We start from the raw sequence: 24,779 nt of genomic DNA, 5'->3' as shown, positions 1-24,779 counted from the left end.
TCCCGTTCGTCGTCGGCCGCGTCGAGGACGCAGCCCGGCCTAGCGGGCCAGCTTCAGCCAGACGGACCCGAGCGGCGGGACCACCACGTGCGCCGAGGCGGGTCGCCCCGCCCACGGGGTGTCGTCGGCCGTGACGACACCGAAGTTGCCCACGCCGGAACCGCCGTACTCCGCGGCGTCGGTGTTCAGCACCTCGTGCCACGCCCCCGCGGACGGCAGGCCGAAGCGCCGCTCGACCGGTACACCGGAGAAGTTGACGAACACCGCGAGGCGGTCGTCGCCGTCCTTCCGCAGGAACCCGAGGGTCGAGTGCGGAGCGTCGCCGCCCTCGATCCACTCGAACCCCTCGGCGGTGGCGTCGTGCGTCCACAGTGCGGGGGTCTCGCGGTACACCCGGTTGAGCGATGCGACGAGGTCCTGCACGCCACGGTGACCAGGGTCGTCGAGGAGCCACCAGTCGAGACCGCGGGCCTCGGACCACTCGGAGGGCTGGGCGAACTCCTGCCCCATGAAGAGCAGTTGCTTGCCGGGGTGTGCCCACATGAACGCCAGGTAGGCGCGGACGTTCGCGCGCTTCTGCCATTCGTCGCCGGGCATCTTGCCGTAGAGCGACCCCTTGCCGTGCACGACCTCGTCGTGGCTGATGGGCAGCGTGAACTGCTCGCTGAACGCGTACACGAACGAGAACGTGATCTCGTCGTGGTGGTAGCTGCGGTACACCGGCTCGCGCTCGACGTACTGCAGGGTGTCGTGCATCCAGCCCATGTTCCACTTCTGGCCGAAGCCCAGGCCACCGGCGCTGGTCGGCTGCGTGACACCCGGCCACGAGGTGCTCTCCTCGGCGATCATGACGATCCCCGGGTAGCGCTTGTACGCGGTCGCGTTGGTCTCCTGCAGGAAGGAGATCGCCTCGAGGTTCTCGCGTCCGCCGTGGATGTTCGGCAACCACTCGGTCCGGGAGTAGTCGAGGTAGAGCATCGAGGCGACGGCGTCGACCCGGAGCCCGTCGATGTGGAACTCCTCGAGCCAGTACAGGGCGTTCGCGACGAGGAAGTTGCGGACCTGCGGCTGACCGAAGTCGAACACGTAGGTGCCCCAGTCGAGCTGCTCGCCGCGGCGCGGGTCGGGGTGCTCGAACAGCGCGTAGCCGTCGAACTTGCCGAGCGCCCACTCGTCCTTCGGGAAGTGGCCGGGGACCCAGTCCATGATCACGCCGATGCCGGCCGAGTGCAGCCGGTCGATGAGGTACCGGAGGTCGTCGGGCGTGCCGAAGCGCGAGGTCGGGGAGTAGTACCCGGTGACCTGGTAGCCCCACGAGCCGCCGAACGGGTGCTCCGCGAGCGGGAGGAACTCGACGTGCGTGAACCCGAGGTACTGCACGTGGCCGATGAGCTGGTCGGCGGCCTCGCGGTACGACAGGCCCGGCCGCCAGGAGCCGAGGTGGACCTCGTAGACGCTCATCGGGCGGTCGTGCGTCGTGGTGCGGGCCCGGTGCTCCATCCACTGTGCGTCCCCGTCGGACCACGTGTAGTCCGACCGGGTGATCACGGAGGCGGTGAGCGGGGGGACCTCGGCGCGTCGGGCGAAGGGGTCCGCCCGCTCGACCCAGCCGGAGTCGGTGAGGATCTGGAACTTGTAGCGCTGGCCGACCATCGCGCCGGGCCAGAACAGCTCCCACACGCCGAGGTCGTTGAGCCGGCGCATCGCGGTGGTCCGGCCCTCCCAGCCCTCGAAGTCGCCGATGACGCGGACCGCGGTCGCACGGGGCGCCCAGACGGTGAACGCGACGCCGTCGACGCCGTCGACCGTGGTCACGTGCGCGCCGAGGTGGTGCCAGAGCTGCTCGTCACGGCCTTCACCGAAGAGGTGCAGGTCGAGCTCGCCGATCGTCGGCGCGAAGCGGTAGGCGTCGTCGGTCGTCCAGGTGGTGTCGTCGCTGTCGCTGGACGGGTCCTGGTCGTAGTCGGCCTCGACACGGTACCGGCCGAGCTCGCCGGCGGTCGCACCGGCCCAGAGGCCGTCGCCCTCGTGGGTCAGTTCGACGTCGTCGCCGTCGGGCCGGACGATGCGGACCGCGGTGGCGAGGTGCCGGACGACGCGGACGCTCGTCCCGCCGTCGACGGGGTGCGGGCCGAGGACGTCGTGCGGCTGCGACCAGCGGGCCTCGGCGATCTGCTGGCGGAGCCACTCCTCGACCGGAGCGGGGCGCGGGCCGGGCGCCGAGGCTGCGGACGCCCCGGTGGGGTCGGTCGGGGCGAGTGGGCTCCCGCCTTCGCTCGTGGGCGCGTCGGCGCCGTCGCCGGGGCCGGTCTCGGCCGGCGTGGCAGGTCGGGCCTGCTCGGCCTGCGCGGCCGGCTCGGCCTGCGCAGCCAGTTCGGCCTGCTCGGCCACGGGCCGGTCAGCCGCGGGAGCGGGCACGGCTTCGACCGCGATGTGCCGCGGGTGCTCGGCGTCGGACGCGTGCCCGGCGAGCGTCGCGGACTCGTGGACGTCACGGTCCGGTGCCTCGCGGTGCGCCGGGGGAGCGCCGGGCAGGTCCTCCCCGGGGCCGGACACGAGCGGCTCGTACCGCGGGGTCGCGGCCTTCGGCGCGGGGACCTGCGGCGCGGAGCCCTCCGGTGCGACGTGCTGCGCCGGGTGGGTCGGTCGAGGGGTGTCCGCCGGCATCCGACGCGGGAGCACGGGCGGGGGCGGCGGCTGGACCGGCGGGACGCTGGGGCCCTGGCCACGCTTCGTCGGCGCGGCCTTCGGGGCGTCGTCCTCGGGGTGGGTGTCGGTCATCGGCGGGGTCCCTCCACGACGAGCAGGTGCACGGGTTCCTGGAACGCGTCCAGGCGGACGTAGTTCGACGATCCCCAGACCCAGCGCTGACCGGTCACGACGTCGCGGACGTCGAACGCCTGCTCCGGGTCGAGACCGAGGGCGGCCAGGTCGAGGTGGACCGTGGTCTCACGGGCCGAGTGGGGGTCGACGTTGGCGACGACGATCACGGTGTCGTCGCGCCCCGACCGGATGAACCGGCCGGGCAGGTGCTTCGAGTAGACGACGATCGCCGGGTCCTCGGCGTCGTGCACGTGCAGGTTCCGGAGTTGCCGGAGCGCGGGGTGCGCCTGCCGGAACCGGTTGAGCATCGTGACGTACGGCGCGAGGCTCGCACCCTCGGCCTCGGCCAGGGCGAAGTCGCGCGGCTTGTACTCGTACTTCTCGTTGTCGATGTTCTCCTCGGAGCCCGGACGCGCGACGTCCTCGTAGAGCTCGTAGCCCGAGTACATGCCCCACGTCGGAGCGCCCGTCGCGGCCAGGGCAGCGCGGATCTTGTAGCCGGCGCGACCGCCGAACTGCAGGTACTCGGTGAGGATGTCCGGGGTGTTCACGAAGAGGTTCGGCCGCAGGTACGCGCTCGTCTCGTGGGACAGCTCGGTGAAGTAGTCCGCGATCTCGTCCTTCGAGTTGCGCCACGTGAAGTACGAGTACGACTGCTGGAACCCGACCTCGGCCAGGGCACGCATCATCGCGGGACGGGTGAACGCCTCGGCGAGGAACACCGTGTCCGGGTGTTCGTCGCGGACCTCGCGGATGACGCGCTCCCAGAACCAGAGCGGCTTCGTGTGCGGGTTGTCGACGCGGAAGATGCGGATGCCGAAGGCGATCCAGTGCCGCAGGACGCGGAGGACCTCGGTGACGATCCCCTCCGGGTCGGAGTCGAACTGGATCGGGTAGATGTCCTGGTAGCGCTTCGGCGGGTTCTCGGCGGTGGCGATGGAGCCGTCGGCCCGCACCGTGAACCACTCCGGGTGCGCGGTGACCCATGGGTGGTCGGGGGAGCACTGCAGCGCGAAGTCGAGCGCCACTTCCATGCCGGTGTTCTTCGCCGTCTCGACGAAGTCGCGGAAGTCGTCCTCGGTGCCGAGGTCGGGGTGGATCGCGTCGTGCCCGCCCTCCGGCCCGCCGATGGCCCAGGGGCTGCCCGGGTCGTGCGGGCCCGGGGTCAGCGTGTTGTTCGGCCCCTTGCGAGCCGTCGTGCCGATCGGGTGGATCGGCGGCAGGTAGACCACGTCGAAGCCCATCCGGGCGACCCCGGGGAGCCGACGCGCGGCGGTGCGGAAGTCACCGCTCTTCCACGAGCCGTCGGCGTTCTTCTTCGCGCCTTCACTGCGGGGGAAGAACTCGTACCAGGCACCGACGCCCGCGCGGGTGCGCTCGACGTCGAGTAGCTGGGTCGGGGAGTGGGTACGGAGGGACGTGAGCGGGGCGTCCTCGACCTCGCCGGTGATGCGGGGGTCGTCGACGGCAGCGAGCCGGTCGGCGGGCTCGAGGTCGGTGTCGCGCACGCGTTCGGCGGCGCGGACGGCCGCGGGGGAGTCGGTCTCGGTGGCGAGCCGGTCAAGCAACAGCGCGCCGTCGAGCAGCGTCGCCTCGGTGTCGACGCCGGCCGCGATCTTCAGGCGTGCGGCGTGCAGCCACGTCGCCCAGTCGTCGGAGTACGACTCGACGTGCCACGTCCAGACGCCGACGTGGTCGACCTGGACGGTCGCCTCGTACCGGTCGGTGCCGGCGGCGACGAGGACCATGGGGACGGTGCGGGTGCCGCCGTCGGGTCGCTCGATGACGAGGTCGGCGCCGATGATGCCGTGCCCTTCGCGGAAGACGGTCGCACCGAACGTGATCACCTCGCCGTCGAACGCCTTGCCGGGGAATCCGTTCGGTGTCGTCGGGGTGAGCTCGGTGATCGGGATGCGCCCGATCTTCGGTCGGCGGGGTCGGTCTGCGATGGCCACGGAGCCGACGCTACCCGGCGAGCGCCTCCACGTTCCCCGGAATGCGTGCCCTGTGGACGGCCGGGCGTGCCGTGACGGTGTGGAGGGACGGACGGGAGGCGCGTGGCGGCGCCGCCCCGCGCCTCCTGTCCGACGCGACCAGCGCCGCCGCCCTACGCGATCTCGAAGACGTGGATCCCCGGGCCGTACGCCGTGAACACCTGTCCGGCCGGCCGCAGCCGCGCGTGGTCCCGGTGCTTCTCGCTCGACCAGGCCAGCCGGTACCCGGCGACGTCGTCGCGCACCGGCAGCGTGAGGTCGCGCGTGCGGCCGCTGCCGTGCACCACGACGAGCACCCGGTCGGCGGGTTCGCCGTCCGAGGTCGACTCGGCGAAGTACTGCAGCGCCCGGTGGACGGGCTGGTCCCACCCCTCGAGCGTCATCGGGTTGCCGTCCGGGCCGTACCAGGTCATCCGTGACGCGCCGGGGGTCTCCTGCCCCTCGACCCCGAAGCGCGTCGGCCGGAGCGCCGGGTGCGCCGCCCGCAGCCGGGCGAGGGCGCCGATCGTCTCCGTCATCGCCTCGGCGTCCTCGTGGTCGGACCAGTCGACCGGCGTGAGGTCCTCCGACACCACGTAGGCGTTGTTGTTGCCGTGCTGGGTGCGGCTGCGTTCGTCGCCGGCGGTGATCATCGGGACGCCGGCCGACAGCATCAGCGTGCCGAGCAGGTTCCGCATCGAGCGCCCGCGGGCGGCGCGGACGCCGCGGTCGGCGGTGTCGCCCTCGATGCCGTGGTTGAACGACCGGTTGTCGTTCGACCCGTCGCGGTTGTCCTCGCCGTTCGCCTCGTTGTGCTTGCCGTCGTACGACACCAGGTCCAGCAGGGTGAAGCCGTCGTGGGCGGTGACGAAGTTGATGCTCGCGAGCGGTCCGCGGGCCGTGCCGAAGACCTCGCGGGAGCCGGTGAGTGCGCCGGCGAGGGCGCCGATGCCCGTGGCGGGGGACCCGGTGCGGCGCTCGTCGGCGATGTCCGTCAGCCAGAACTGCCGCACGGTGTTGCGGAAGCCGTCGTTCCACTCGCTCGTCCGGTCGCCGAAGGAACCGGTCCTCCACCCGTCGGGTCCGACGTCCCACGGCTCGGCGACGACGAGCGTGTCCTGCAGGTCCGGGTGGTTCCGGATCCGGTCGAGCAGCGGGTGCGCCGGGTCGAAGGCGTGGCCGGCGTCGCGGGCGAGGGCGGCCATCAGGTCGAAGCGGAAGCCGTCGACCTGCACGTCGCGGGCCCAGTACACGAGGCTGTCGACGATCAGGTCGGCGGTCGCCTCGACCGAGGTGTCCAGGGTGTTCCCGCACCCGGTGGTGTCGTAGGAGGTGTCCTCCGGCGACCAGCGGTACCGGTTCGCACCGTCGATCCCACGGAGGGAGGTGGTCGGGCCGCCCGGTCCCTCCTCGGCGGTGTGGTTGTAGACGACGTCGAGGACGACCTGGATGCCGGCCTCGTGCAGGAGTCGCACCATGCCCTTGAACTCGCGGAGCACGGCGGACGCGCCGGCGGCCTGTGCCTCGGGCGAGGCGTACGCGGCGTGCGGCGCGGAGAACCCGAGCGTGTTGTACCCCCAGGCGTTCTCGCGGCCGGCCTCGCGCAGCCAGCGCTCGGTGTCGAAGGCGTGCACGGGCAGCAGCTCGAGCGTCGTCACGCCCAGTCGGCGCAGGTGCGCGATGGTGCTCTCGTGTGCGATGCCGGCGTACGTGCCCCGCAGGGGTTCCGGCAGGTGCGGGTTCGCGGAGGTCAGGGTCCGCACGTTCGCCTCGTACACGACGGCCCGGTCGAGCGGCACGCGCGGCTTGCCGACACCGCCCCAGTCGAAGGCCTCGTCGACGACGACGCTCGTCCACCGCGGGGCGCGCGGGCCGTCACCGCCGTCGGCGGGCACGATCCCCCGTGCCGCGGGGTCGAGCAGCGGCCGCGCCGGGTCGAAGTCGTGTCGCGGTCCGGCCGGGCCGTCGACGAGCAGGTGGTACCGGTCCCCGGGGCGGACGCCCGGCGTCTCGGCGACCCACAGGTCGGAGTCGGCCACCCGCTCGAGCGGGTACCGGGTCGGCTGCCCGGCGGACGCGGGGTCGGCATCGGGGGCGGGGCGCGCCTCCAGGACCAGCACGACGGCGGTGGCGGTGGCGGACCGCACCGTGAACCGTGCGGTGCCGTCGCCGAGGACGAACCCCGGGGTGCGGTCGATCGCGGTCTCGTGCATGAGCACCAGGGTACGAGGACCCGCGCGTATCCTTGGAACGCTCGACCAGAGGGGTGCAGTGTGACGGTCTACCTCGACCACGCCGCGACGACGCCGATCCTGCCGGAGGCGCTCGCCGCGTTCACGGCCGCGCTCGGCACCGTCGGCAACCCGTCGTCGATCCACAGCGCCGGGCAGCAGGCGAAGATGCTGCTCGAGGACGGTCGCGCGGCGGTCGCCGCGTCGCTCGACGCGGACCCGGTCGAGGTCGTCTTCACCTCCGGCGGCACCGAGAGCATCAACCTGGCCGTGAAGGGCCTGTTCTGGGCGCGGCAGCAGGACCGGCCGCGGCCACGCATCGTGGTGCCGGCCGGGGAGCACCACGCGACCGTCGACACCGTCGAGTGGCTCGAACGGCACGAGGGCGCGGTCGTCGACGTGGTCCCGTTGGACGCGCAGGGACGCGTCGACCTCGCCGCTCTGGAGGCGCGCCTCGCCGACGCCTCGGACGTCGCCCTGGTGACGTTCCTGTGGGCGAACAACGAGGTGGGCACCATCCAGCCGGTGACGCGGATCGTCGAGCTGGCGCACGCCGCCGGCGTGCCCGTGCACAGCGACGCCGTCGCCGCGTACGGCCAGGTGCCGGTGTCCTTCGCCGCCTCCGGGCTCGACGCGCTCAGCGTGTCCGCGCACAAGGTCGGCGGTCCGGTCGGCATCGGCGCGCTCGTGCTCGGTCGCCGGGCCACGGTCGAGCCGCTCATCCACGGCGGCGGCCAGCAGCGACAGGTGCGGAGCGGGACGCAGGACGCCCCCGCCGCCGCGGCCTTCGGCGTCGCCGCCTCGATGCCGCACGCGGACGTCCGCGGGCTCAGGGACCGACTCGTCGCCGGTGTCCGTGCGGCGGTCCCCACCGCCGTGCTGATGGGCGACCCGGTGGACCGGCTGCCCGGCAACGCGCACTTCACGTTCCCCGGGTGCGAGGGCGACTCGCTGCTCTTCCTGCTCGACGCGGCCGGGGTCGCGGTGTCGACCGGGTCGGCGTGCCAGGCGGGCGTGCCCGAGGCGTCGCACGTGCTCCTCGCGATGGGGCTCTCCGAACAGGACGCCCGCGGGGCGCTCCGGATCACGCTCGGCCACACCACGACCGAGGCGGACGTCGACGCGTTCCTCGCGGCGCTCCCGGACGCGGTGGCGCGGGCCGGTGCGGCGGGGATGGCGTCACGGGAGCCGCTCCTCGGTCGGTAGGATCGGGGACCATGGTCGAACTGGACATCAACGAGCAGATCTCCGCCCTCCGCGAGACCTTCGGGAACATCCGCTCGGTGGTCGACGTCGACCGGCTGCAGCGCGAGATCGCCGACCTCAGCGAGCAGGCGGGTGCGCAGGACCTCTGGGACGACGTCGAGCACGCGCAGCAGGTGACGAGCGCGCTGTCGCACCGGCAGGCGGAGCTGAAGAAGATCACCGACACCGAGCAGCGCATCGACGACCTCGAGGTCCTCGTCGAGATGGCCAACGAGGCCGACGACCAGGAATCCGCCGACGAGGCGCTCGCCGAGCTCAAGGCGATCCAGAAGACCATGGGCGACCTCGAGGTGCAGACGCTCCTCGACGGCGAGTACGACGACCGCCCCGCGGTGATCACGATCCGCGCCGGCGCCGGTGGCGTTGACGCCGCCGACTTCGCCGAGATGCTCATGCGCATGTACCTCCGGTACGCCGAGCAGCACGGCTACAAGACCACGGTGATGGACACGTCCTACGCGGAAGAGGCCGGCATCAAGTCCGCCACGTTCGAGGTCGACTCGCCGCACGCGTTCGGCACCCTGTCGGTCGAGGCCGGCACCCACCGTCTCGTCCGGATGTCGCCGTTCGGCGCCGCGGGCAAGCGCCAGACGTCCTTCGCCGCGGTCGAGGTCATCCCGCTCATGCCGGAGACCGCCGTCATCGACATCCCCGAGAACGACATCCGCGTCGACGTGTTCCGGTCGTCCGGCCCCGGCGGCCAGTCGGTCAACACGACGGACTCCGCCGTGCGCCTGACCCACATCCCGACCGGCACCGTGGTCTCGATGCAGAACGAGAAGTCGCAGATCCAGAACCGTGCCGCCGCCATGCGCGTGCTGCAGTCGCGACTCCTGCTCCTGAAGAAGGAAGAGGAGAACGCGAAGAAGAAGGAGCTCGCCGGCAACATCACGGCGAGCTGGGGCGACCAGATCCGGTCGTACGTCCTCGCGCCGTACCAGATGGTCAAGGACCTCCGGAGCGAGCACGAGGTGAACAACCCCTCAGCCGTGTTCGACGGCGACCTGGACGGGTTCATCAACGCCGGCATCCGCTGGCGCAAGCAATCCGTCGAGTCCTGAGGCGTCGCGGCCGAGTCGAGCCGCGCGCCTCGGTTGATTTCCGGGGACGGCGACCTACCCTGATCCGGTCATGATCAAATTCGACCAGGTCACCAAGGTCTACTCGGGCAACCCGAGTCCTGCCCTCGACGCCATCTCCCTCGAGATCCTCAAGGGGGAGTTCGTCTTCCTCGTGGGTGCGTCCGGGTCCGGCAAGTCCAGCTTCCTCCGCCTCGTGCTGAAGGAGGAGAAGCCGTCGCGGGGGCAGATCCACGTGCTCGGCCAGCGCCTCGGTTCCCTGTCCTCGCGCAAGGTCCCGTACTTCCGCCGCAACCTCGGCGTCGTCTTCCAGGACTTCCGGCTCCTGCCGAACAAGAACGTGTTCGACAACGTGGCGTTCTCGCTCCAGGTGATCGGCAAGAGCAAGGGGTTCATCAGCGAGGCCGTCACCGACGTGCTCAAGCTCGTGGGTCTCGCCGGCAAGGCGACCCGCATGCCGCACGAGCTCTCGGGCGGTGAGCAGCAGCGCGTGGCGATCGCCCGCGCGGTGGTGAACAAGCCGGCGATCCTCCTCGCCGACGAGCCCACCGGCAACCTCGACCCGACGACCTCGGCCGGCATCATGGCGCTCCTCGAACGCATCAACCAGGGAGGCACCACCGTGCTCATGGCGACCCACGACGCCAGCATCGTCAACCAGATGCAGCGTCGCGTCATCGAGCTCTCGAACGGCACCATCCTGCGCGACGAGCAGTCCGGCGGCTACCAGACCCAGGCGGTCCCGATCCAGCGCGGGTCGGCCGTCTCGAACACCACCGGCATCCAGACCATCCCGGGGATCATCCGATGAGGCTCGGACTCGTCATGTCCGAGGTCGCCTCGGGCCTGCGTCGCAACGCGTCGATGGTCGTGTCCGTCGTCCTGGTTACCTTCATCTCGCTCACCTTCGTGGGCACCGCGATCCTGCTCCAGATGCAGATCAACCAGATGAAGGGGTACTGGTACGACCGTGCCCAGGTGGCGGTCTACCTCTGCACCGACACCGACACGACCGGCAACTGCACGGGGGCGAAGGCCACCGACGACCAGCGCAAGCAGGTCCAGCAGCAGCTCGACTCGTCCACCCTCAAGCCGTACATCGAGAAGACGTACTACGAGGACCAGGACCAGGCGTACGACCGCTTCAAGCAGCAGTTCAAGGACTCGCCGGCCACGGAGTTCGTCAAGCCGGAGTACCTCAACGAGACGTTCTGGGTGAACCTGAAGAACCCGTCGCAGGCCGACGTCCTCGTCGAGAGCCTGTCGAAGGTGGCGGGCGTGCAGAGCGTGGTCGACCAGCGCGGCTACCTGCAACCGATCTTCAACCTGCTCAACGCCTCGTCGTACACGGCGATCGGGATCGCGTCGCTGATGCTCATCGCGGCCGTGCTGCTCATCGCCACCACGATCCGGTTGTCCGCCTTCAGTCGACGGCGGGAGCTCGGCATCATGCGCCTCGTCGGGGCGTCGAACCGCTTCATCCAGACACCGTTCGTGCTCGAGGGGGTGATCGCCGCGGCCATCGGGGCGGTCCTCGCGGGTGGCGCGATCGTGGCGGTGGTCTGGTTCTTCGTCCGGAACTACCTGGCGCAGCGGTTCTCCGGCACGGCGTTCATCGGCATGGGCGACGCGGCCGTCGTGGTCCCGGCGGTGATCGTCATCGGGATCGTCCTCGCGGCGCTGTCGGCGCTCATCGCGATCCGCCGGTACCTCCGGGTCTGACGCGAGACGAGGGGCGGCGCGCCGGGAAGGTGCGCCGCCCCTCGTGCGTTGGCTAGTCTGTAGGGCTGGCAGCAGCGCCGGGACGACCAGCACCGGGCACGGGAGGAGACACGCATGGCGAAGGAACGCGGCGAGAAGATCGTGGCGACGAACCGTCGCGCGCGTCACGACTACCTGATCGAGGACACCTACGAGGCGGGCATGGTCCTCTCGGGTACCGAGGTGAAGTCCCTCCGCGAAGGCCGCGCGTCGCTCGTCGACGGGTACGCCTTCATCGACGCCGGTGAGGCCTGGCTCGACGCCGTCCACATCCCGGAGTACACCGAGGGCACGTGGAACAACCACGCGCCGCGGCGGAAGCGAAAGCTGCTCCTGCACAAGCAGCAGATCGTCAAGATCTCGCACAAGACGGCGCAGGGCGGGTACACACTCGTCCCGTTGCAGATCTACTTCCACGACGGCCGCGCCAAGGTCGAGATCGCGGTGGCGAAGGGCAAGCGCGAGTTCGACAAGCGCCAGGCGCTGCGCGAGAAGACGGACAAGCGCGAGGCCGAGCGGGCCATGCGCTCCCGCAACCGACTCGGCGAGTGAGCCGAGGGCGAACGGTGCTGACACCGGGGTCCTCGGGTGACTAGACTGGGGGACTGCTCCTCCCGGAGCGTTCGCAACTCAACAGCGTGACAGCGGCTCGCACGTCCGGCCCGCATGGGGATGATCGGTTTCGACATTGCCTGTGTGCCGACGGGAAGCGGGCCGAGGACCCACGGTCATCTCGTGAACGATCCGTGGAAAACAACAAGTGCCAATTCCAAGCGCACTGACTTCGCTCTCGCTGCGTAAGCAGCCCAGCACATGAAGTCCGTCGGCCAGGTGATCGTCTTCTAACCTGAGTTCCGGCGTCATCCAGAGGACTTGCTGCACGGTTGCGCCTCAGGGCCGTGCGGGACTTGCACTGAGACTGGGCCCGTCGTCCTAGAAGCCGGTAGCAAAGGACGGGGCCGAGCAGAACGAATCATCCGGATACGCCCGTAGAAGACGTCGAATTGCAGCGATGGACGGGGGTTCGATTCCCCCCATCTCCACCATTCGTCGGCCGTCGAGCCGCTGTCACGTCCGTTGCCGGACACGCCGACCGAACGCCCCGTCGCCGCCTCACCGCGGTGACGGGGCGTTCGTCGTCGCGCCATGTCCGGGGACTACGCTCCGGGTCAGGCGCGGGACCGGCCAGCGCCCCGAACGAGAGGTCCGCACGTGGTGCAGGAGATCGCGATCCGTGTCCGTCTGCGAGAGCAGGAGCGAGTGGGGCTCGCCGAGTACGAGCGGATCGTCGGGTCGGTCGCGACCGTCGCCGCGGTGATCGCCTGGCTGCCCACCCCCGACGCGAAGCTCGTCGTGCGCGGTCGTGGCGCGGAACCCGTCCGGCTCGAGACCCTCTCGTACGGGTCGACGTTCGAGATGCTCGTCGTGCTCGACCAGCGGAGCGCCGCGGTCGAGCGCGCCGGGGCCGCGGTCGCCGCCCTCGTCGAGTCCGTCCGGCACGAACGCGTCGCGGACGACGTCGCGGGGATCGCCGGCGAGCTCGACCGACTCGACCGTTCCGCGCCGCGCGGTCGCTCCGTCGTCGAACGGTCGCTCCGGTCGTTCCTGGAGGGTGCGCGGGCCGATGTGCTGGCGCGGCGGTCGACCACGCGCCTCCGTGCGGCACAGGCCCTGCTGCGCCTGGCGGAGGACGGCGCGGAGCTCGTCGTCGAGCGGGTGGAGGACGCCCTGGCCCCCGTGGTGGACGAGCAGGCGGTCGACGTGCTCGCCGACACCGGTAGCGCGGTGGTGGTGGAGCCCGTGGACGGCATCGGGTCGCCGGAGCCCGCGACGAGCGAGGACCGCACGAAGGACGGGGAGGCCAAGAAGGCCAAGGTGTCCGGGAAGCAGGTCAAGGCCGAGAAGTCCGGGAAGGACGACAAGTCCAAGAAGGACAAGAAGGACAAGAAGGACAAGAAGGCCAAGAAGGCCAAGAAGGCCGGCAAGGCCGAGAAGGACAAGAAGCACGGCGGGAAGAAGTCGAAGAAGCAGTAGCCTGAGTGCTTGTACAGCACCATTGTTTCCATTGTGTTAAACAATCCGACCAACTTGCTGTCACAGTGCCAGAGTCGTTGAGCGCGGCCCCCGTTCGCGGGGCCGCGCTCACTCGACAGGAGCAACAGTGGCTACAACGACACAGGCGCTGCCGGACTCTGGCCTGAAGCGCAACGTCGGCTTCATCGGGCTCATCTGGGCCTCGACGGGGTCGATCATCGGCTCCGGCTGGCTCTTCGGTTCGCAGGAAGCGCTGAAGACCGCCGGCCCGTCCGCGATCATCTCGTGGCTGATCGGCGGCGTGGCGATCCTCGTCCTCGCCCTCGTGCACGCGGAGCTCGGGGGCATGTTCCCGATCGCCGGGGGCACGGCCCGGTTCCCGCACATCGCCTTCGGCGGGATCGCCGGCGCGTCGTTCGGCTGGTTCTCGTGGTTGCAGTCCGTGACCGTCGCGCCGATCGAGGTCGAGGCGATGATCAAGTACGCGCAGCACTGGCAGTTCGCGCACCCGTGGCTGCACACGACGACGGTCGACGGTGAGACCCAGCAGCTCCTCACCGGCGCCGGCATCCTCGTGGCCGTGGTGCTCATGGCGGTCGTCACGGTGATCAACCTGCTGAGCGTGAAGATCCTGGCGAACACGAACTCCGCGGCGACGTGGTGGAAGGTCGCCATCCCCCTGCTCGTGATCATCGTGCTCGCGTTCAGCGGGTTCCACGGCTCGAACTTCACCGCGGCGGACGGCTTCATGCCGCAGGGCGCGAAGGGTGTCCTCGCAGCCGTGTCGACGTCCGGCATCATCTTCGCCTTCCTCGGGTTCGAGCAGGCCGACCAGCTCGCCGGCGAGGCGAAGAACCCGAAGCGCGACATCCCGCGCGCGGTCATCGGGTCGGTGCTCATCGGCCTGGTCATCTACCTGCTGCTGCAGGTCGTGTTCCTCGGCGTGCTGCGCTCGGACGCGATCCAGGGCTCGTGGGCGACCGCGGACTTCACCAAGTACACGGGACCTTTCGCGGACATCGCGATGGCGGCCGGCCTCACCTGGCTCGCCGTGATCATCTTCATCGACGCGATCATCTCGCCCGCCGGCACGGGGCTGATCTACGTGACGGCGACCTCCCGCATCTCGTACGGCCTGAGCCGCAACGGCTACTTCCCGAAGGCGTTCGAGTGGACGACCAAGCAGGGCGTACCGTGGGTCGGCCTCATCGTCGCCTTCGTCGTCGGCTGCGCGTGCTTCGCGCCGTTCCCGTCGTGGCAGGGGCTCGTCAGCCTCATCACGAGCGCGTCCGTCCTCATGTACGCGGGGGCTCCGCTGGCCCTCGGCGCGTTCCGGAAGCGCATCCCGGAGGTCGAGCGCCCGTACCGGATGCCCGCCGCCGCGGTCCTGTCGCCGATCGCGTTCATCGTCGCGAACCTCATCATCCTGTGGACGGGGTGGGACACCGACTGGAAGCTCGGCGTCGCCATCCTGATCGGCGCCGTCGTCATCGTGCTGAACAACGTGTTCCGCGGGAAGACGAGCGTGCTCCCGCGCTGGGACTGGAAGGCGGCCCAGTGGCTGCTGCCGTACCTCGTCGGCATGGGGCTCATCGTCTTCCTCAGCGACTTCGGCCCGCTCACCCGGCCGGTGTTCCCGCTGTGGATCGACATCGTCGTGGTCGCGGTGTTCTCGTTGATCGTCTACTACTGGGCGATCAACTCGGCGTCGGACCGCGACGAGATCCTGCGCACGGCGGAGGACGTCCGCGACGTCGAGGAGTCCGGTGTCGTCGAGCCGGTCCGACACTGAGGGTCGGCCCGCGTGACCGCGGACGGGAGGCGCGGTGCCAGCTGGCACCGCGCCTCCCGTCCGTGCGGGGCACGAGCGCAACGCGCCGTGGCGGACCGCGGACAGCGATCCGTCGCGTTCACGGAGGAGCGCCCGCGAGGGCGGGTCAGAAGTCGAAGAGGTTCGCCCGGATGCCCCCGGCGCCGTACTCCCGCCGGAGGAGCCCACGGCGTCGGAGCACCGGCACGAGGTCGCCGAACATCCGGTACACCTGGGCCGGGTGCAGGTCGCCCGAGAAGATGATCCCGTCGTTGTCGGCGTCCGCCCCGAGCTCCTCGACGAAGTCCGCGAGCTCGTCCGCGGTGCCGACGAAGCCCTCCCGGGTGGACACGCGCCCCTTCCGCGCCTTGCGCTCCAGGAGCGTCCGGAGCGGCGCGTCGGGCGTGTCCCCGACGAGGCCACGGATCGTCCCCGCCGAGACCTGGTCGCCGAAGGTCCCGGCCGGGATCGGAGCGTCCAGGTCGAGCGCGAGCAGGTCCGTCTCGGAGTCGCTCGACCAGGCGACCGCCGCGGCCCGCAGGTCGGCGTCCGACGGGTGCCGGGACGCCGACACGATGCGGTCCGCCTCCTCGGCGGAGGCGACCACCTCCGGCTTCAGCACGAACAGGACGCGGAGGTCCGCCGCGGACCGACCGGCCTCCTCCGCCGCCGCGACGACCCGCGCGCGGTAGTCGCGCACGGCGGATGCCGACAGCGGCGCGAGGGCGAGCTGCACGTCCGAGTGCGTCCCGGCGAAGGCCAGGCCCCGTCCCGACCCACCGGGGGAGACCACGACCGGGTCGGAGTCGAGCGGCAGGGCGTTCAGGGGCCCGTCGACGGTGAAGTGCTCGCCCTCGTGGTGGAACGCGTCGAGCGCGTCCCCGTCGGCGAAGTGCCAGTCCGAGGGGTCCCCGACGTAGCCGGTGTCACCCCAGGACCGCCAGAGCCGGCGCAGCAGCCCGATCCACTCCTCGGCCCGGTCGTAGGCCCGGTCGTGCGGCAGCGGCGCCAGCCCCGCGTGCCGGGCGCTCCCGGTGTCGGTGACGACGTTGATGCCGAGGCGTCCCGACGACAGGTGCGCCAGCGTGGCGAACTGCCGCGCCGCCAGGTACGGCGGCGTCATGCCGGCGTTCACGGTCGGCGCGATCCCGATGTGCGAGGTCGCGGCGAACAGGTACGGCGCCAGGAGCAGCGGGTCGTGCTTCGGGCCGCCGTAGGCCTGCCGGATCCGTAGGTCGAGGGTGGACGGGTTGCCGAGCGAGATCGCGTCCTCGGCGATGACGAGGTCCATCCCGGCCTGCTCGAGCGCCCGGACGGACTGCTGGTACAGGTCCGGCTTGGTCCAGTCGTGTCCCCAGTCCCAGTCCGCACGGCCCCATGCCTGCGGGCCGAACCCGCGCGAGAAGAAGTAGCCGAAGTGCTGCAGGTCCGCCACGCTCAGGCCGCCTCGGTGACGATCGCGCCGGTCGGTCCGATCGCGGTGTCCCCACCGAGTACGGTGTCCGCACCGAGCGCGGTGTCCACGCCGGCCGCGGTGTTCCCACCGGGCGCGGTGTCCGCGCCGGCCGCGGTGCCCGTCCGCAACGCGGTGAAGCCCCGCTCCAGGTCGCGGATGAGGTCCGCCACGTCCTCGATGCCGACGGACAGCCGGACCAACCCGTCGTCGATGCCCGCCTCGGCGCGCTCGGTCGGCGTGCGCCCGGCGTGCGTCGTCGTGGCCGGGTGCAGGATCAGCGACCGGACGTCGCCCAGGTGCGTCATCCGGCTGAACAGCTCGACCGTGTCGATGACCGTGCGCGCCGCGGCCTCGCCACCGGCGAGGGTGAACGCGAAGACGGAGCCGGCTCCGCGCGGCAGGTAGCGCTGGGCCAGGTCGTGGTACGGACTGGAGGCGAGGCCCGCGTGGTCGACGCTCGTCACCTCCGGCTGCTGCTCCAGCCACCGCGCGACGGCCAGCGCGTTCGCGCTGTGCCGTTCCACCCGGAGGCTGAGGGTCTCGATGCCCTGCCGGAGCAGGAAGGCGTTGAACGGGGACGGGGTCGGCCCCATGCGGGAGGCGACGACGTCCCGGGCGAAGACGACGAACGCCCGGTTGCCGTGACGCTCGACGTAGCTCTGGCCGCTGAGGGAGCGCTCCGGGCTGGTGAGGTGCGTCCACCGCTCCGGCGACACCGACCAGTCGAACGTCCCGCCGTCGACGACCACGCCGCCGAGCCCTGCACCGTGGCCGGACAGGAACTTCGAGGCGGAGTGCACGACGATGTCCGCGCCGTGCTCCACCGGTCGGACGAGGTACGGCGTCGCCAGGGTGTTGTCGACGATGAGCGGGACCCCCGCACGGTGCGCGGTGTTCGCCACGCCGGCGATGTCGAGGACGTCGTTCTTCGGGTTCGGGATCGTCTCGGCGAAGAACGCCTTCGTGTTCGGCCGCACCGCCCGCGCCCACGCGTCGAGGTCGCGCTGGTCGGCGACGAAGTCGACCTCGATGCCGAGACGGCCGAGGTTCTGCACGAGCAGGCCGCGGGTGCCCTCGTAGATGCTCCGGGCGCTGACGACGTGGTCGCCCGCCTGGAGCACCCCGAGGAACGCCGTCGTCACCGCGGCCTGTCCGCTGCCCACGAGGATCGCCTCGACGCCGCGCTCGAGCAGCGCCACGCGTCGCTCGACGTCGGCGTTGGTCGGGTTGCCGAGCCGGGTGTAGGTGTACCCGTCGTCCGTACCGGCGAAGCGGTCCCGCGCCTGGTCGAAGTCCTCGAACAGGAAGCCCGACGACATGTGGATCGCCGGGACCCGTGCACCGTGGCCGGCATCGGGTTCGAACCCGCCGTGCACCTGGTCGGTCGCGAAACCGTGCTGGTCGTCGGTCACGGGCTGCCTCCTGTCGTCGTGCCGGTACTCTCGCAGGCTTCGTCGCGTGGACAGCCGATTGCGGCGTCCCGTTACGCGGAGGCGACTGACGGCCGCCGTCCTGGTCGGCTCCTGGCCGGCCGACCGGCCGGCTCGCCCGGTCAGTCGCGGTGCGGGACCGACGCCAGCACCGATGCCAGCCGGCGGCGCAGTCCCGACGCCGTCCCGTCGGGCAGGGCGTCGACGGCGAACCAGCGGACGTCGTCGCTCTCGTCGCTGACGGTGGTCGCCGTCGCGGGGTCGGCGATCGCGACGAAGCCGACGTCCCAGTGCGCCGCGCACGAGAACCCGCCGTGCAGGTCGTGGCGGTCGAGGTCCACCAGCTCGTCGCGGAGGAGTTCCAGGTCCGCGATTCCGGACTCCTCGCGGGCCTCGCGGCGGGCGGCCTCGGCGAGCGTCCGGTCCTCGCGCTCGAGGTGGCCGCCGAACTGCACCCAGAAGCGACCCTTCCGGTGCAGGCACAGCAAGACCTGCCGGAGGTCCGGCGAGAGGACGAAGCACGAGGCCGTGAGGTGCTCGGGGCCGCCGTCGCGACGGAGCGCGGCGTCCTCGTGGTCCCGGACGAACCGGGAGAACTCCGTGCTGTGCTGCGCGGTGGTCGTGGCGAGGGCGGTGGTCACGTCGTCGAGGAGCACGAGGCCATCATCGCAGGGCGCCGGTTCGCGGGCGTCCGTGCGTGTGCATGTTCCGATGTTCCACTGGTAGATCGACGCGTGGGCCGTCGATCGATGCGCGGGCTCCGGGTGCGCAAGCACCGCCCGCCGCCCGTCAGAACAGCGCCCGCACGCCCGCGGCCACCGTCGCCCACACCTCGAGGAGCGGGCCACGCGCGAGCCACACCGCCACGGCGTTCACCACCACGAACAGCACGAACCACACCCCGGCCGGCACCCGCATCTCGGCGGCCGCGATGTGGAAGTCCGTCTGCACGCGGGCGCCGGTCAGCAACCACCGCGCGACCTGCACCACCGACCGGAGCCCGTCGACGACGAAGAACGCGCCGACGGCGGCGACGACGAGCACGGTGACCTCGGAGGGCCGCAGGGCGACCCACAGCGCGAGCGCGTCGAACCCGACCACGACGAGCAGGCCGAACCAGTTCCGGACGAACGCCAGGGCGACCAGCCCCACGACCCCGAGCACCACGACCGGCAGCCACCGCGACCCGTGCAGGACACCGGTGACCAGGAGGACACCCGCCCAGAGCGGTGCGCTGTACCCGGCGTACAGGTTGAGGATCCGCACGAGCCACCGGATGCCGCCGGGGACCCCGCCGAGCTGCACCCAGGCCTCGCCGGAACCGTCCGGGTGCAGTTCGATGCGTCGGATGCGTCCGCCGAACGGCACGACGACGACGGCGTGGCCGACCTCGTGCGCGATGGTGGCGGCGATGCGCGCGACGCGGCCGACGACCGGCACGGCGGGCAGGACGGCGCCGACGAGGAGTGCGACGAAGACGAGGGATGGGGCTGCGGTGGTCAAGGGACCAGGATCGCAGCCCCGCCCAGGAGGTTGCCGAGTCGGCTCAGCGGACCAGCGACGGCACCAGCGCCCAGACGATCACGACGACCGTCGCGACGATGGCGAGCGCGGTGAGGACGGCGAGGAACGCCGTCGTGCGGTTCATGCGGATGTGCCTGGCTATTCGACCGTCACCGACTTCGCGAGGTTCCTCGGCTTGTCGACGTCGCAGCCCAGCTGCAGCGCGAGTTCGCGGGCGAGCATCTGGAGCGGCACGACGGCCTCGAGCGGCCCCCAGGGAGCGGTCGAGCGCCCCCAGGCGAGGTCGCCCGCAGCGCGACGGCCGAGCGCCGGGATGTCCGACCCGGCGCCGCCGATGGTGATGACGAACCCGCCACGGGCGCGCGCCTCGGCGATGTTCGCCTGCAGCCGGGGTTCGCCGTGGTCGACCACGACGACGGGGGTGCCCTCGTCGACGAGTGCGAGCGGACCGTGCTTGAGCTCCCCTGCCGGGTACGCCTCGGCCCAGCGGTAGCTGAGCTCCTTGAGCTTCAGGGCGCCCTCCGCGGCGTACGGCAGGCCGGCCCCGCGGCCGAGGAAGAGGAACCCGGACGCGTCCCGCAGGCTGGACACCAGGAGCGGGATGCGGTCGGCGGCGATCGTCGCGGCGTGCTCCAACCGGGCGGGCAGGTCGGTCAGCTCGGCGACCAGGGCGGACGCCCGTGCGGGATCGATCCGCCCGGAGGCCACCAGGGCGGAGATCACCGTGGCGACCCCGACGACGACCTGCGCGGTGAAGGTCTTCGTGGCCGCGACGCCGACCTCGGGCCCCGCGTGGCAGTCCAGCACCGCGTCGGCGCGACGTGCGAGGGAGGAGTGCACGGAGTTCGTCAGCGCGAGCACCGGGTGCCGGTCCTCGAGGCGGTCGAGCGCCCGCAGGACGTCGGCGGTCTCGCCGGACTGGCTGATGGCGACCACGAGCGTCCCGGGACCGAGCACCGCCTGGTCGGCCTCGCTGGCGACGACGATGTCCGTCGGGACCCCGCCGATCCCGCGGAGCGCCGTGGCGATCACCTGTCCGGCGTTCAGCGAGCTGCCGCACGCGACGATCGCGAGACGGTGGAACCCGGGCAGCCCGAGACCGATCCACGCGCTGCCGTCCGCCGTCCGCCGCGCGACCCGGTCGAGGATCGCGGAGACGACGGCGGGCTGCTCGGAGATCTCCTTCGCCATGTGGTCGGGGTGGTCACCGAGGTCGAGCGCCGCGGCGGCGAAGGGCGCGGCCGTCGGGAACGGGACCGGCACGGTGACGCCCGCGGAGGACCAGGTCCACGCCTCGCCGAGCTCGACGACGTCACCGTCGCGGAGCGGGACGAACGTCTCGCACCACGCGGCGATCGCACCGACGTCGCTCGCGACGAAGTCCCCGTGGGCGGACCGCGCCACCACGAGCGGGGAGCGGTCGGCGGCGGCGACCATGCGGCCGTCCCGGGCGTCGAGCACGACGATCGCCCACGAGCCCTCGAGCTGCGCGGTCGCGATCTGCACGGCGAGCATGAGGTCGGGGTCGACGGCGAGGGCGCGCTCGACGAGGTGCGCGATCACTTCGGAGTCGACGTCGGACGCGAACACGTGGCCCTGCCGCTCGAGGTTCGCGCGCAGGCGGTCGGCGTTCTCGACGATGCCGTTGTGCACGATGCTGATCCGCCGCGAGCAGTCGGCGTGCGGGTGCGCGTTCGCCTCGCGGACGGTGCCGTGCGTGGCCCAGCGGGTGTGCCCGATGCCGGTGCCGGTGAGGGCTGCCCCGGACCGCGCGGCGACGAGCGTGCGGAGGTCGCCGACGCGGGACACGGAGCGGACCGTCTCGGTCCCGCCCGTGGCGGTCCTGACCGCCACCCCGGCGGAGTCGTAGCCGCGGTACTCGAGTCGTTCGAGTCCGTCGAGCAGGTAGGGCGTCGCGTCGTCGGTGACGCGGGCCGCGATGATGCCGCACATCGGGTGTCCCTTCGGGTGGGGAGGAGCAGCGGGCTGGAGGGCAGTGGGGGTGCGGGCTCCGGAGCGGGGGGAGTGGTGCGGCACCGACCGCCGTCGGGTCTGCCGTGCGTCCGGGTCCGCCGGCTGCGGGCCGTCGCCCGTCCTCGGATCAGGCGAGGACGGACGCCGGCGTCCGCGGCCGACGGGTCGGGTACCGGACGGGGTACCACGGGCTGTCCCCTCGTGAGGGGAACGGCGGTCGGTGCAGGAGAAGCCTCGCCCGGCCCGGCCGGTACGGCAACGGGCGTCGGCCGCTCTTGCGGTTCCCCGCGTGCGGTCGGCGACGCGGTGCGGGTGCTGCGGACTCCCGCAAGCCGGTCCACGCAACGGACGGGAGGCACGTTGCCAGCTGGCACCGTGCCTCCCGTCCGTCGTGGAGTCGCCCTCAGATCACGTGAGGAGCGCGACCAGGTGCGAACGCGACCGCGCTCCCACCTTCCGGTAGATCTGCGTCAGCCGCAGCTCCACCGTCCGCTGCGACATGAACAGCGAGGACGCGATCTCGCGGTTGCGGTACCCCTCCGTCACCTTCTGCACCACGGCTCGTTCCTCCGCGGTGAGCGAGGTGAGCACCGCGCCGGCGTCCGGCGCGCTCCGGGGCGTGCCCGGCATCGACGCGGACAGCACCGGACCGGAGCGCAGCGACGACTGCAGGCCGAAGGACGGCATCGCCGCGGCGGCGACCGGCGTGGCGAGCGGGCGGCGGAGCCCCGCTGCCTCGTACGCCGCCGCTGCGGCCGCGCCGAGACGCGGACGCTCGGTCGCGCTGCCGACGGCGGCGAGCGCCGCGAAGGTGCGCGCCCGCTCGAACTGCGAGTCGTGCGGCTGGAACAGCTCCAGGGCACGGCGTCGGGCCGTGTCCCGGGTGGTGTCGTCGGCGACGAGCGCCAGGCTCCGGGCCAGCACGAGCGCGCCCCAGCGGGACGGACGAGCGTGGTGGTCCGCGGCGAGCCGGGCGGCCACCGTCCGGGCGTCGTCGATCCGGTCGAGGCGCGTGTACGCCTCCACCAGGTCGCCGAGGTGCCGGAGCACCGCCGGGTTCCGCAGCGACCGACCGATGGCGTCGGCGGCCTCGAGGGCGGCGGCGGCCTCCTGCAGACGACCGTCCAGCAGCAGCACACGACCACGGAGGGCGTGCAGCTTGGCGGTCGCACCCCACAGCCGACTCGTGGACCGCTGCGCGAGGCACCGGTCGACGACCTCGAGCGCCTCGACGGAACGTCCCTCGGCGAAGTGCCGCCACGCGATCGCGATCGCGCGGGACGGCTCGCGGAGCCGCTCGACGACGGACGAACCGGCCTCCCACACGTCGATCGCGCGGAGCGCCTGCCGGAAGTTCCCGGAGCGCACCTCGTTCTCGGCGGACAGGTACCGTGCCGCCTCGCTCCACACCGGCTGCGCCTGCGGTCCCCGTGCGAGGACGAGGGCGAAGACGCGGCGCGCGCTGCGGTAGCGCTCGGCGATGCTCAGCGCGTGGGCGAGGAGCAGCAGCGCCGGGTCGGACATGCCGACGAGCGTCGCGGTGGACAACCCGTCGTGCAGTTCCGCGTCGGCCGGCAACGACCCGTCGACGGCGGCGACGAGCTCGCGGGCCGTCTCCGTGATCTCCGTCGTGTGCGGCGACGCGGACCGCTTGAGCGGCTCGGCGCGGGCCAGCAGGTCCTTCGCCTGGTCGAGCTCCCACGCCTCGGCGCGGAACGACGCGACCATCGCGAGCAGCCCCGCGAAGGCGTCGGCCTCCGCGGCGTCCGCCGGGTCGACCGGCACGAGGAGTTCGTCCGCGTGCACGGCGTCGCCGCTGAGGTACTGCACGGAGTACTGCAGGCGCAGCCGCCGGGTCTCGTCGGCCAGCCCGCGGAACGGGCGGATCGCGGCGAGGTACCGCGCGGCGAAGCCGAGCAGACGGTTCGCCAGCAGCGCCTCGGCCACGCCGAGGAGCGCACCGTGCTCGTCCTCGGTGCCGCCGCCGACGTGCAGCGCACGCTCGGTGAGGACGACCGCCGCCTGGGCGTTGCCGTCCGTCACGTAGGAGCGGGCCGCCACCAGCAGGGCGACCACGTCGGGGACGTCGTCGACGAAACTGCGGTGCCACGCCGCGGCACGCGGGTCGGTCTCGGCGCTCGCCGCGGCCAGCTCCGTGTGTGCCGCGCGACGGTCCCGTGCCGGCATCCGCCAGTACAGGGCCGAGCGGACGAGGGGGTCGCGGACCGAGACGGTCTGCCCCTTCACCGTGGTGAGCCCGGCGTTCGCCAGGTCGTCGAGCTCGTCCCGGTCCCACCCAGCGGTCCTCGCCACGGGGACGAGTGCCAGTCGTGCGAGGACGTCCAGATCGCGTCCCGCGACGGTGCCGAGCGCCAGGGCCGCGATGGCCTCGGTGGTCGGCGTGGGGCGGAGCGGCAGCACGAGCGGCTCGGAGCCGTTCAGCTGCGCGCGGCTGAGCACGGCGAGCTGCTCGCGCAGCGCACCGGGGTTGCCACCGGTCTCCTCGGCGAGGACGGCGAGGACGCCGTCGTTCGCCTCGGCCGGAGCCATGGCACGGGCGAGCACGAGTGCCTCGTCCGCGGGCAGCGGTTCGATCCGCAGCATCGGCAGGGCCGCGAGCGGTCCGTTCGACGGGACCGTGCGGACCGTGGCGACGACGCGGAGCGCCGTGCCGGCGAGCCGGCTCGCCAGGAACGCGATGAGCTCCTGGCTCTCCACGTCCATGCGGTCCAGGTCGTCGATGAGCACGAGCGTCGGCGGCAGGGTGAGGGCATGCACCGCGTCCAGGAAGTCGTGCGCCGCGGCGAGTCCGGGCGTCTGCCGGTCGACGGGCGCGTTCCCCTGGAGGAGGTGCGCGATGTGGGCCGTCGCCCTGGGGTCGTCGAGCGCGGTGAAGAGCGACGCGACGCCGGCCAGTGGCCAGTGCGATTCGCTCCCGTTCACGCCGACGCGGACGACGGGGAGGGAGACGCGGTCCGAGACCGCGTCGAGGACGCTACTGCGTCCGGAACCAGGGTCGCCGACGACGACCATCGCGGACTCCCGAGGGAGTACGGCGAGGGTCGCGATCCGGTCGACCTCGAGACGGCGACCGGTGAGTCCCATGACTCACCGGCCTCCGGGCCCGGAAGCGGATGCGGAGGAAGAGAGCCGGACGGAGGCGCGGCCGTTGGGCACGCGCAGGGCCGGACGAGAGGCGGCGAGGGTACGCGCGCCGGGACGGTCGGATTCGGTTGCGGAATGCGGACGACGAGTGAGGGTGCACTCGGTTCCGCTCGGGAACGATGAAGTCATCGTCTGTATCACCCCTCGGGTTAGGGTCTTCGGACGAAGCACGACCGGTCCGGCATCCGATCCGGATCTAGGGAATCCGGGTCGGCGTCTGACCTGTCGCCTGCGAGCACGATAACTCAGGTTC

At 71.8% G+C, this 24,779-nt stretch carries 16 protein-coding genes and 1 other RNA gene; 8 read left to right on the top strand and 9 right to left on the bottom strand.

Features of this window, described 5'->3' with window-relative positions:
- Positions 1–39: 39 nt before the first annotated feature.
- From glgB to AAEP86_RS14390, 3 genes are all read right to left on the bottom strand, one after another.
- On the bottom strand, positions 40–2,781 hold the full coding sequence (gene glgB, locus AAEP86_RS14400; protein WP_420367995.1) for a 1,4-alpha-glucan branching protein GlgB: 2,742 nt from the start codon (positions 2,779–2,781) through the stop codon (positions 40–42).
- Positions 2,778–4,778: a maltotransferase domain-containing protein gene (locus AAEP86_RS14395; RefSeq protein ID WP_420367994.1), complete on the bottom strand. Its 2,001-nt coding sequence runs from the start codon at positions 4,776–4,778 to the stop codon at positions 2,778–2,780. The genes glgB and AAEP86_RS14395 overlap by 4 nt, the downstream gene beginning before the upstream one ends.
- Positions 4,779–4,930: 152 nt before the next feature.
- Positions 4,931–7,009, bottom strand: a complete 2,079-nt coding sequence (locus AAEP86_RS14390; protein WP_420367993.1) for a glycogen debranching protein — start codon at positions 7,007–7,009, stop codon at positions 4,931–4,933.
- A gap of 60 nt (positions 7,010–7,069) precedes the next feature.
- Between AAEP86_RS14390 and AAEP86_RS14385 the strand changes: the two genes are divergently transcribed.
- The 8 genes from AAEP86_RS14385 (at position 7,070) to AAEP86_RS14350 (ending at position 14,959) form a co-directional block, all read left to right on the top strand.
- Positions 7,070–8,233 (top strand): cysteine desulfurase family protein, encoded by a 1,164-nt coding sequence (locus AAEP86_RS14385; RefSeq protein ID WP_420367992.1) that lies wholly within the window; start codon positions 7,070–7,072, stop codon positions 8,231–8,233.
- 11 nt (positions 8,234–8,244) lie between these two features.
- On the top strand, positions 8,245–9,354 hold the full coding sequence (prfB, locus tag AAEP86_RS14380; protein ID WP_420367991.1) for a peptide chain release factor 2: 1,110 nt from the start codon (positions 8,245–8,247) through the stop codon (positions 9,352–9,354).
- Between the two features lie 70 nt (positions 9,355–9,424).
- Positions 9,425–10,183, top strand: a complete 759-nt coding sequence (ftsE, locus tag AAEP86_RS14375; RefSeq protein WP_420367990.1) for a cell division ATP-binding protein FtsE — start codon at positions 9,425–9,427, stop codon at positions 10,181–10,183.
- Positions 10,180–11,094, top strand: a complete 915-nt coding sequence (gene ftsX, locus AAEP86_RS14370) for a permease-like cell division protein FtsX (RefSeq protein ID WP_420367989.1) — start codon at positions 10,180–10,182, stop codon at positions 11,092–11,094. The genes ftsE and ftsX overlap by 4 nt, the downstream gene beginning before the upstream one ends.
- A gap of 114 nt (positions 11,095–11,208) precedes the next feature.
- Positions 11,209–11,685 (top strand): SsrA-binding protein SmpB, encoded by a 477-nt coding sequence (gene smpB / locus AAEP86_RS14365; protein WP_111238678.1) that lies wholly within the window; start codon positions 11,209–11,211, stop codon positions 11,683–11,685.
- A 116-nt stretch (positions 11,686–11,801) separates the two neighbouring features.
- Positions 11,802–12,179, top strand: a transfer-messenger RNA (tmRNA) gene (gene ssrA / locus AAEP86_RS14360).
- A 166-nt stretch (positions 12,180–12,345) separates the two neighbouring features.
- Positions 12,346–13,167 (top strand): hypothetical protein, encoded by an 822-nt coding sequence (locus AAEP86_RS14355; protein WP_420367988.1) that lies wholly within the window; start codon positions 12,346–12,348, stop codon positions 13,165–13,167.
- A 127-nt stretch (positions 13,168–13,294) separates the two neighbouring features.
- A complete protein-coding gene (locus tag AAEP86_RS14350; protein WP_420367987.1) occupies positions 13,295–14,959 on the top strand; it encodes an APC family permease in 1,665 nt (554 codons plus the stop codon).
- 145 nt (positions 14,960–15,104) lie between these two features.
- Here the strand turns inward: AAEP86_RS14350 and AAEP86_RS14345 are convergent, their stop codons facing one another.
- The 6 genes from AAEP86_RS14345 to AAEP86_RS14320 form a co-directional block, all read right to left on the bottom strand.
- Positions 15,105–16,412: an LLM class flavin-dependent oxidoreductase gene (locus AAEP86_RS14345; protein WP_420367986.1), complete on the bottom strand. Its 1,308-nt coding sequence runs from the start codon at positions 16,410–16,412 to the stop codon at positions 15,105–15,107.
- Between the two features lie 2 nt (positions 16,413–16,414).
- Positions 16,415–17,845: an O-acetylhomoserine aminocarboxypropyltransferase/cysteine synthase family protein gene (locus AAEP86_RS14340; RefSeq protein ID WP_420367985.1), complete on the bottom strand. Its 1,431-nt coding sequence runs from the start codon at positions 17,843–17,845 to the stop codon at positions 16,415–16,417.
- Positions 17,846–17,985: 140 nt separating this feature from the next.
- On the bottom strand, positions 17,986–18,519 hold the full coding sequence (locus AAEP86_RS14335) for an NUDIX domain-containing protein (RefSeq protein WP_420367984.1): 534 nt from the start codon (positions 18,517–18,519) through the stop codon (positions 17,986–17,988).
- Positions 18,520–18,652: 133 nt separating this feature from the next.
- Entirely contained in the window at positions 18,653–19,366 is a 714-nt protein-coding gene (locus tag AAEP86_RS14330) for a M50 family metallopeptidase (RefSeq protein WP_420367983.1), read from the bottom strand.
- A 159-nt stretch (positions 19,367–19,525) separates the two neighbouring features.
- Positions 19,526–21,340, bottom strand: a complete 1,815-nt coding sequence (glmS, locus tag AAEP86_RS14325; protein WP_420367982.1) for a glutamine--fructose-6-phosphate transaminase (isomerizing) — start codon at positions 21,338–21,340, stop codon at positions 19,526–19,528.
- Positions 21,341–21,769: 429 nt separating this feature from the next.
- Positions 21,770–24,466: a LuxR C-terminal-related transcriptional regulator gene (locus AAEP86_RS14320; RefSeq protein ID WP_420367981.1), complete on the bottom strand. Its 2,697-nt coding sequence runs from the start codon at positions 24,464–24,466 to the stop codon at positions 21,770–21,772.
- Positions 24,467–24,779 lie beyond the last annotated feature (313 nt).

Origin of the sequence: Curtobacterium sp. L1-20 (genome assembly GCF_048755855.1) — a bacterium.
Classification (GTDB): Bacteria; Actinomycetota; Actinomycetes; order Actinomycetales; family Microbacteriaceae; genus Curtobacterium.
Note: the sequence above shows the minus strand (reverse complement) of the source record. Positions and strands in the feature narration are given on the sequence as shown.

Bases quoted from the DNA above. Each gene is read 5' to 3' on its own strand.
- glgB (WP_420367995.1), bottom strand. From the start codon at position 2,781: ATGACCGACACCCACCCCGAGGACGACGCCCCGAAGGCCGCGCCGACG.
- AAEP86_RS14390 (WP_420367993.1), bottom strand. From the start codon at position 7,009: ATGCACGAGACCGCGATCGACCGCACCCCGGGGTTCGTCCTCGGCGAC.
- prfB (WP_420367991.1), top strand. From the start codon at position 8,245: ATGGTCGAACTGGACATCAACGAGCAGATCTCCGCCCTCCGCGAGACC.
- ftsE (WP_420367990.1), top strand. From the start codon at position 9,425: ATGATCAAATTCGACCAGGTCACCAAGGTCTACTCGGGCAACCCGAGT.
- ftsX (WP_420367989.1), top strand. From the start codon at position 10,180: ATGAGGCTCGGACTCGTCATGTCCGAGGTCGCCTCGGGCCTGCGTCGC.
- smpB (WP_111238678.1), top strand. From the start codon at position 11,209: ATGGCGAAGGAACGCGGCGAGAAGATCGTGGCGACGAACCGTCGCGCG.
- glmS (WP_420367982.1), bottom strand. From the start codon at position 21,340: ATGTGCGGCATCATCGCGGCCCGCGTCACCGACGACGCGACGCCCTAC.
- AAEP86_RS14320 (WP_420367981.1), bottom strand. From the start codon at position 24,466: ATGGGACTCACCGGTCGCCGTCTCGAGGTCGACCGGATCGCGACCCTC.